Genomic DNA, 7353 nt, shown 5'->3' with positions numbered 1-7353 from the left:
CAAAAAGAATGAAATTGAAGGATTATCACTCCTTATAGCATAAATGAAATTACAGGAAGATGTTATCCGAATGATTTTCGGACTGAAGGTAAAGCAGTTACGGGCCGATAAAGGAATATCTCTTACTGAACTGGCTACCGCTACAGGTATTTCGGTATCTTATCTGAATGAGATTGAGAAAGGGAAAAAACACCCAAAGCCTAGTAAAGTAGCTGTGATAGCAGATGCTTTAGGGGTAACATACGATTATTTAGTATCGCTGCAGCTTAGCAAAAGACTACAACCAGTAGGTGAGTTATTACACTCTAATATTCTGTCTGAACTACCGCTGGAGCATTTCGGGCTGGACATGAGCCGGGTACTCGACCTGTTTGCCACTGCACCTGCCAAGTTAAGTGCCTTTGTAAACACGTTGCTGGAGATTTCCAGAGCATTTGATTTGCGGGTTGAGCAATTTTACTTTTCTGCTTTACGCTCTTACCAGGAGCTGCACGACAATTACTTTGATGAGATAGAAGTGGAAGCAGAGCGCTTTATGGAGCAGCATGGTCTGGACATAGACGTAAACCCCACGTTCACACAATTGGCCGCTATACTTGAGCAAACCTATGCCGTGGCCACCAATACCCATGTTATAGAAGAATTTGCCGAGCTTGGGCTGCTTCGTTCTGTTCTGATACCAGGCATGGCTCCAAAGCTATTGCTGAACCCCAAACTAACTGATCACCAAAAGGCCTTTGCGGTAGCCAGGGAAATAGGCTTCAGGTATTTAAACTTACAGGAACGACCTTATACAGCAACCTGGGTCAAAGTAAAGTCTTTCGAAGAAGTACTCAATAATTTTAAAGCTTCTTATTTTGCCGGTGCCCTGCTATTAAACCAAGACCGACTAGTACAGGATATCCAGCATTTTTTTGCGCTTCCGACATGGCAGCCGCAGCAACTTTTACATTTAATGGAGAAGTATAACACTTCCCCTGAAACACTGCTGCACCGCCTGACTTCTTTATTGCCTAAGTTCTTTGGCATAGACCAATTGTTTTTCCTGCGCTTTCATCATGAGCCGGCTACCGATAGCTTTTTCCTGACAAAGGAACTGCACCTATCAGGCCTGCACAACCCTCATGCCTCTTTCTTAAATGAACATTATTGCCGCCGCTGGATTTCACTCACGCTGTTTGAAGAACTTAAGAACCCAGTTCTAGCAAATACTTCTTTAGTTGGGATACAGCGCTCATCTTACATAAATTCTGATAATGAGTACCTGGTACTGGCTTTGGCACAGCCTGCTGAAAACCGCCACGGCACCGTAAGTATAGGCTTGCTTATAAATGAGAACTTACGAAACAAAATTCAGTTTTTAGACGATACTGCTATAGTTATCCGAAAAGTAAATGAAACCTGCGAGCGCTGTCCGGCTATAGATTGCTTGGAACGCTCAGCCCCTCCTGTTATACTTGAAAAAAAGCTTTGGCAGGAACAAGTAACGCAAGTACTGGCAAAGCTGGGGGGAAAAGCCTGATCTCAGTTTTACCACATAGCTGCTAAACAGGAACTGGGCAATCATAACAACGACAGAAGAGGCAATTTCGGCTTCCTCTGTCGTATTATACTATACAAGCTTTTTAAACGCCTATATCTTCATTCCATAAGTCAGGCTTTTCCCTAATGAACTGCTGCATCAACTGCACACATGCAGCATTATCAACCACCTCCACCTCTACACCTCTGGAGCGGAGCAGATCTTCTTCTCCCATAAAAGTTTTATTTTCTCCGATTACTACTTTGGGAATACCATAGAGCAAAATAGTGCCTGAACACATAGGGCAAGGCGATAAAGTAGTATATAGCACGCATTGCTGGTACACCGACGCCGGCTGGCGTCCTGCATTTTCAAGGGCATCCATTTCGCCGTGCAGCACTACGCTTCCGGCCTGTACGCGTTGGTTATGCCCCCGGCCTATAATTTTGCCCTGGTGTACTAAAACAGAGCCAATGGGTATACCGCCTGCTGCATACCCTTTTTTAGCTTCTTCTATCGCTGCCTGTAAATATTCATTCATAAGATATGTGTATTTGAACTTCGTTTAAACTATAATTTAGATTCAGATGTGCCTATTAACTTGAGCCTGTTTAGACCTCGCTTTTGCAAGAAATAATCAACAGGAAAGCTGGCTGGCAAAACTACTTTTAAGCCTCTTTGCGCTGATAAGGAACCCTAAATGGTACATTCTATACCTTTAACGAAGCCTGATCTTTTGCAATCAACTAACTTAATTACTTTTGGCCTGTTCTGAAAGTATAAGGCAGCTAAATCTACACATGCTGCACTCACCTCTGCACCATGAAAATATTATTAACAGGAGCTAACGGTTACATTGGCAAGCGCATTTTACCAATACTGGTAGAGCAGCACGAGGTATTGTGTATGGTTCGGGATCCACGGCGTTTTAACCTGCCAGACTCATTAAAACACCAAGTACAGGTGGTGCAAGGTGATTTACTACAACCAGAAGCGCTGCAACAACTGCCAAAGGACATAGATGCCGCTTACTACCTGGTGCACTCCATGGGCTCAAGCAAAGACGATTTCTCTGAAGCAGAAAGAGTCGGCGCTGAAAACTTTGTTTCCTACCTCAACTCCACCACCGCCAAACAGATTATTTACCTAAGCGGCATTTCAAACGATAAGGAGCTATCGAAACATTTAACGTCGCGACTGAAAGTAGAAGAAGTGCTGGCAGGTGCTATAGCAAAACTAACGGTGCTGCGCGCTGCTATCATTATCGGCTCTGGCAGTGCCTCTTTTGAGATCATCCGTGATTTAGTTGACAAGCTGCCCATTATGGTTACTCCTAAATGGCTTAAGTCCAGGTGCCAGCCTATTGCCATACGCGATGTGCTGTTTTACCTAACAGAGGTGCTGGGGCGCAAAGACTGCTACAACAGGCAGTTTGAAATTGGCGGCCCTGATGTGCTCACCTATAAAGAAATGCTACTGCAACTGGCAAAGGTGCGCAGACTAAGGCGGCATATCATCACCTTGCCTGTACTCACCCCGCGGCTCTCCTCCTACTGGCTTTATTTTGTTACTAGCACCAACTATACTTTGGCTAAAAGCCTTGTTGATAGCCTTCGGAATGATGCCGTAGTGCGTGATCATAGTATAGATACTTTGATTCCGCACCAGTGTGTGCCTTATGAAGAAGCTGTAAGTATGGCTTTTACTAAAATAGAGCAAAACTCGGTTGTATCAAGCTGGACGGATGCTTTAGTGAGCGGCACCATACCCTCCAACTACATGAACTTTATTCAGATTCCCCACCATGGCGTGCTGACCGATAGAAAGCGGATGAGGTTTAGCAGACCAGTAGAAGAAGTACAAGAGAATATCTGGAGCATTGGCGGAGAACGTGGCTGGTATAAAACAGACTTTCTATGGCGCATTCGGGGACTGATGGATAAGATGGCAGGCGGAGTTGGGTTAAGGCGTGGCCGCCGCAGCCCTAATGAGGTAAAGGCTGGCGACACCATTGATTTCTGGCGTGTGCTGGTTGCCGACGAAACAGATAAACGCTTGCTGCTTTATGCTGAAATGAAATTACCCGGAGAAGCATGGCTACAGTTTAAGATTTGCCACGAACCAGACGGTGATTATCTGGAGCAACTGGCAGCCTATCGTCCCGATGGCTTGATAGGTAGATTATACTGGTACGCTGTTCTGCCCTTCCACTTTATTATCTTTGGCGGGATGATACAGAACATCATTCGCTACAGAGATAGCCACTCTCAAGCCAAGAGTTAATATTGAAGCAACATTCGGGATATTATGCAAACTATAGATTCTTAAGTATAAAACTAAAAGGTATTACCTTAGTATACTACAATATCTTTTACAAACTATGTTTTAGCTTCGGCAGAACAATTTTCAACAAGTCATACTTTTATTTCCTGACCTACAAAATATAGCTAACTTTGCCCGCTTATAACGACACTGACTTAATGGAGGCTATCAAAGAAACCAACTTCTCCTTTGCCGGACAAACCGGCTTTTATAAAGGCAAAGTACGCGATGTTTACTATTTTGAGGACAGGCTCGCCATTGTTGCCACAGACCGTATAAGCGCTTTCGATGTAGTATTGCCACGCGCCATACCTTATAAAGGGCAAGTCTTAAACCAAATAGCCAGCATTAACTTAAAGGCCACTTCCGATATAGTTCCAAACTGGGTAATTGCCACGCCAGACCCTAACGTAACTATTGGGTATAACTGTGAGCCATTTAAAGTAGAAATGGTTATACGAGGTTACCTTGCCGGCCACGCCTGGCGTGAGTATAAGGCTGGTAAGCGCAGCGTTTGCGGTGTTACGTTGCCTGAAGGTCTGAAAGAAAACGATAAACTACCGGAGCCAATCATCACCCCAACCACTAAAGCGGATGAAGGGCACGATGAAGACATCTCAAGAGAAGAAATCTTAGCTAAAGGCATTGTATCTGAGGAGGATTACCTTAAATTAGAAGGTTTTACCAGATCTTTATTTGAACGCGGAACAGCGCTTGCAAAGCAGCGTGGGTTGATATTGGTAGACACCAAGTATGAATTCGGCAAATACAACGGGCAGGTTTTTCTTATAGACGAAATCCACACCCCTGATTCTTCTCGTTATTTCTACAGCGAAGGCTACGAGGAGCGCCAGCAGCAGGGACAGCCACAACGGCAGCTCTCTAAAGAGTTTGTACGGCAATGGCTTATTGAGAATGGGTTTCAGGGCAAAGACGGCCAGCGCATTCCAGAAATGACAGACAATGTAGTGCAAGGAATTTCTGAGCGCTATATGGAGCTATATGAGGCCTTTACAGGTCAGAAACTTAAAAAAGAAGACTATAAAAACGTGCTACAACGCATTGAGCAGCACGTGAGTGACAATATTTTTACTGCCAAAAATTGAGTTAATTAAAGTAGATTTTGGTACATTCGCATTATAATCCTTACTGGTAGACCATGAAGTACACGATTGATAAAAAAGAAAACTATACAATTATCACGATAGATGAGAAGAAGTTGGATACTTCAATCGCTCCAGACCTGAAGTCTGAGTTCGTGAAATTGAATGCCGAAGGCATCACCAGCTTGATTCTGGATTTAAGCAACGTTAAGTATACAGACTCGTCTGGCCTTAGCTCTATATTGATTGCCAACCGTTTGTGCAACTCATCTAGTGGTTTATTGATCCTTACTGGCTTGCAAGACCATGTGATGAAATTGATCACAATCTCTAAATTAGAGTCTGTACTGAACATCCTGCCTACAGTAGAAGAAGCAATCGACCGTGTTTTTTTGCACGAGATTGAGCAGGACCTGACTAATAAAGAAGACTAGTAATACCTGCCGCTTGTGGATTTCGAACTCAGAATACTGGGCAGTTCGTCGGCCACACCTTCGGCAAACAGACATCATACCGCACAGGTACTGACCATAGGAAACCAGTACCACCTGATAGATTGCGGTGAAGGCACGCAGATGCAGCTGATGCATTACAAAATAAAGTATCAGCGCATCTGCAATGTCTATATCAGCCACCTCCACGGTGATCACTATTTTGGATTGGCTGGACTCCTTTCTACCATGCACCTGAAAGGCCGTCAGCTTCCCCTCCACCTCTACGGCCCTCCCGGGCTCTCTGAGATTCTATCACTTCAACTAAAGTACTCGGGCACCAACCTGTGCTATAAGCTTATTTTCCATGAGCTTGACACCACCTGCTACAAGAAAATCTACGAAGACAAAGGTATAACCGTGCATACCATCCCCATGGAGCATAGGGTGCCTTGCTGCGGGTTCCTGTTCAGGGAAAAGCAGAAGCCGCGCCCGCTCATTAAAGAAAAGCTCCCAAGTTTCCTGACGCCGCCGCAACTAGTGCGTTTAAAGTGGGGCGAAGACATCCGTGATGAACATGGAAAACTGCTAGTGCAAAACCAGGACGTAACCCAGGAACCAAAGCGCAGCCGGAGTTACGCCTACTGCGCCGACAGTCGTTATAAGCCAGCGCTGCTTCCTTACCTGCAACGCGTTGACCTGCTGTATCACGAAGCCACCTTTGCCGACGATCTGCGTGAGCGTGCCGATTACACGTTTCATAGCACCGCCAGGCAAGCTGCCGAACTCGCCGCAGCGGCGCAGGTCAGGCAGTTGCTGATCGGTCATTTTTCGGTGCGTTACAAAGACCTTACGCCGCTCCTGGCAGAAGCTCAAGAGGTATTTCCTAAAACCGAGTTGGCTATTGAAGGCAGTATCTTCTGTGTAAGAGACTAATTTTTCAACCTCAATCCTCCTCCCCTCACTATACCGACCATAGTCCATTATCCGGGCAGCACCCTTTGTTTAAAATCTAAAACGTTGTTCTCCTTACCTTTAAAACCGCTTTAAGGAAGAAAGCAACCTCCTATTCCTATAAGTAGATACAAAATTATGTACAGCCAGTTTGGTTTAGCAACTACCATCTCTTAAACTTGTTGCTTTATTAAAAACAGAATGGAACAAACATCGCAGTCCGAAAAAAAGCGAACACAACTCTTTCTTGTCTTAAGCGGTATTTTTATTTCTAATGCGTTACTCGCTGAGCTTATTGGTGTAAAAATATTTTCGGGTGAGGCATTATTAGGTCTGCCTGGCGCTCAACTACCTTTATTAGGAGGCACAAAGTTAGATTTTAACCTTACTGCAGGCGTTATGATCTGGCCTGTTGTGTTCATCACAACCGATATCATAAATGAGTATTTCGGAAAGGCTGGAGTAAAGAAAGTAAGTATACTTACAGTAGGCATTATCCTATATGCTTTCTTAGTAATCAGCCTTGTTACAGGCTTGCCGCCAGCAGCCTTTTGGCTGGAAGTAAACAGCACCGATGCCAATGGAAACGCATTTGATATAAACTATGCTTATAACAGTGTCTACAGGCAGGGCCTTGGAATTATACTTGGTTCAGTAGCGGCTTTTCTTCTTTCTCAGTTCTTAGATGCGACCGTTTTTCACTGGCTCCGTCGGTTTACAGGCAGCAGCAAGATATGGCTTCGTGCTACAGGCTCCACACTTGTATCTCAGCTTATTGACTCCTTTGTGGTGCTGTTTATCGCTTTTTACCTTTTTGGCAACTGGTCTATGGAGCAGATACTTTCTGTTTCTTTGATAAATTACATTTATAAATTTGCCGTTGCTATACTTCTGACTCCTGTTTTATACTTTGCCCATTATCTTATTGACAGCTACCTGGGAGAAAAACAGGCAGAAAAGATAGTAGAACAAGCAGCTACAGAAAGTGAACAACAGTAACGTCTATCTTTATATCTAGGCT

Annotated in this window: 7 protein-coding genes; 6 read left to right on the top strand and 1 reads right to left on the bottom strand. The window is 44.4% G+C overall.

Translation table 11 applies throughout. From position 1 onward, the window contains the following. Positions 1–43: 43 nt before the first annotated feature. Complete coding sequence (locus tag ACFQ2O_RS18560) at positions 44–1522, top strand: helix-turn-helix domain-containing protein (protein WP_377531435.1); 1479 nt, start codon at positions 44–46, stop codon at positions 1520–1522. Positions 1523–1625: 103 nt separating this feature from the next. On the opposite strand, the gene ACFQ2O_RS18555 is transcribed toward ACFQ2O_RS18560, so the two are convergent. Continuing rightward, the gene (locus ACFQ2O_RS18555) at positions 1626–2063 is read right to left on the bottom strand and encodes a nucleoside deaminase (RefSeq protein ID WP_377531432.1); all 438 of its coding nucleotides are present in this window, start codon (positions 2061–2063) and stop codon (positions 1626–1628) included. A gap of 281 nt (positions 2064–2344) precedes the next feature. Here ACFQ2O_RS18555 and ACFQ2O_RS18550 point away from each other — a divergent pair, with 281 nt between their 5' ends. The 5 genes from ACFQ2O_RS18550 to ACFQ2O_RS18530 all read left to right on the top strand — a co-directional run bounded on the left by ACFQ2O_RS18550 (position 2345) and on the right by ACFQ2O_RS18530 (position 7331). Next, entirely contained in the window at positions 2345–3805 is a 1461-nt protein-coding gene (locus ACFQ2O_RS18550) for an SDR family oxidoreductase (RefSeq protein WP_377531430.1), read from the top strand. A gap of 197 nt (positions 3806–4002) precedes the next feature. Further along, positions 4003–4950 carry a phosphoribosylaminoimidazolesuccinocarboxamide synthase gene (locus tag ACFQ2O_RS18545; protein ID WP_377531437.1) on the top strand — a complete coding sequence of 316 codons (948 nt, stop codon included), beginning with the start codon at positions 4003–4005 and terminating at the stop codon, positions 4948–4950. Between the two features lie 53 nt (positions 4951–5003). Beyond that, the gene (locus tag ACFQ2O_RS18540) at positions 5004–5381 is read left to right on the top strand and encodes an STAS domain-containing protein (RefSeq protein ID WP_377531426.1); all 378 of its coding nucleotides are present in this window, start codon (positions 5004–5006) and stop codon (positions 5379–5381) included. A 15-nt stretch (positions 5382–5396) separates the two neighbouring features. Next, positions 5397–6314, top strand: a complete 918-nt coding sequence (locus tag ACFQ2O_RS18535) for a ribonuclease Z (RefSeq protein ID WP_377531425.1) — start codon at positions 5397–5399, stop codon at positions 6312–6314. 219 nt (positions 6315–6533) lie between these two features. After that, a complete protein-coding gene (locus ACFQ2O_RS18530) occupies positions 6534–7331 on the top strand; it encodes a queuosine precursor transporter (protein WP_377531421.1) in 798 nt (265 codons plus the stop codon). Positions 7332–7353: the final 22 nt, after the last annotated feature.

It is taken from the genome of Pontibacter rugosus, assembly GCF_042678745.1.
GTDB classification, from domain to species: domain Bacteria; phylum Bacteroidota; class Bacteroidia; order Cytophagales; family Hymenobacteraceae; genus Pontibacter; species Pontibacter rugosus.
This window is presented reverse-complemented; position numbering and strand designations above follow the sequence as displayed.

What these genes read in the sequence shown, in the direction of transcription:
- ACFQ2O_RS18560 (WP_377531435.1), top strand. Translation starts at nt 44, where the DNA reads ATGAAATTACAGGAAGATGTTATCCGAATGATTTTCGGACTGAAGGTA.
- ACFQ2O_RS18555 (WP_377531432.1), bottom strand. Translation starts at nt 2,063, where the DNA reads ATGAATGAATATTTACAGGCAGCGATAGAAGAAGCTAAAAAAGGGTAT.
- ACFQ2O_RS18550 (WP_377531430.1), top strand. Translation starts at nt 2,345, where the DNA reads ATGAAAATATTATTAACAGGAGCTAACGGTTACATTGGCAAGCGCATT.
- ACFQ2O_RS18545 (WP_377531437.1), top strand. Translation starts at nt 4,003, where the DNA reads ATGGAGGCTATCAAAGAAACCAACTTCTCCTTTGCCGGACAAACCGGC.
- ACFQ2O_RS18540 (WP_377531426.1), top strand. Translation starts at nt 5,004, where the DNA reads ATGAAGTACACGATTGATAAAAAAGAAAACTATACAATTATCACGATA.
- ACFQ2O_RS18530 (WP_377531421.1), top strand. Translation starts at nt 6,534, where the DNA reads ATGGAACAAACATCGCAGTCCGAAAAAAAGCGAACACAACTCTTTCTT.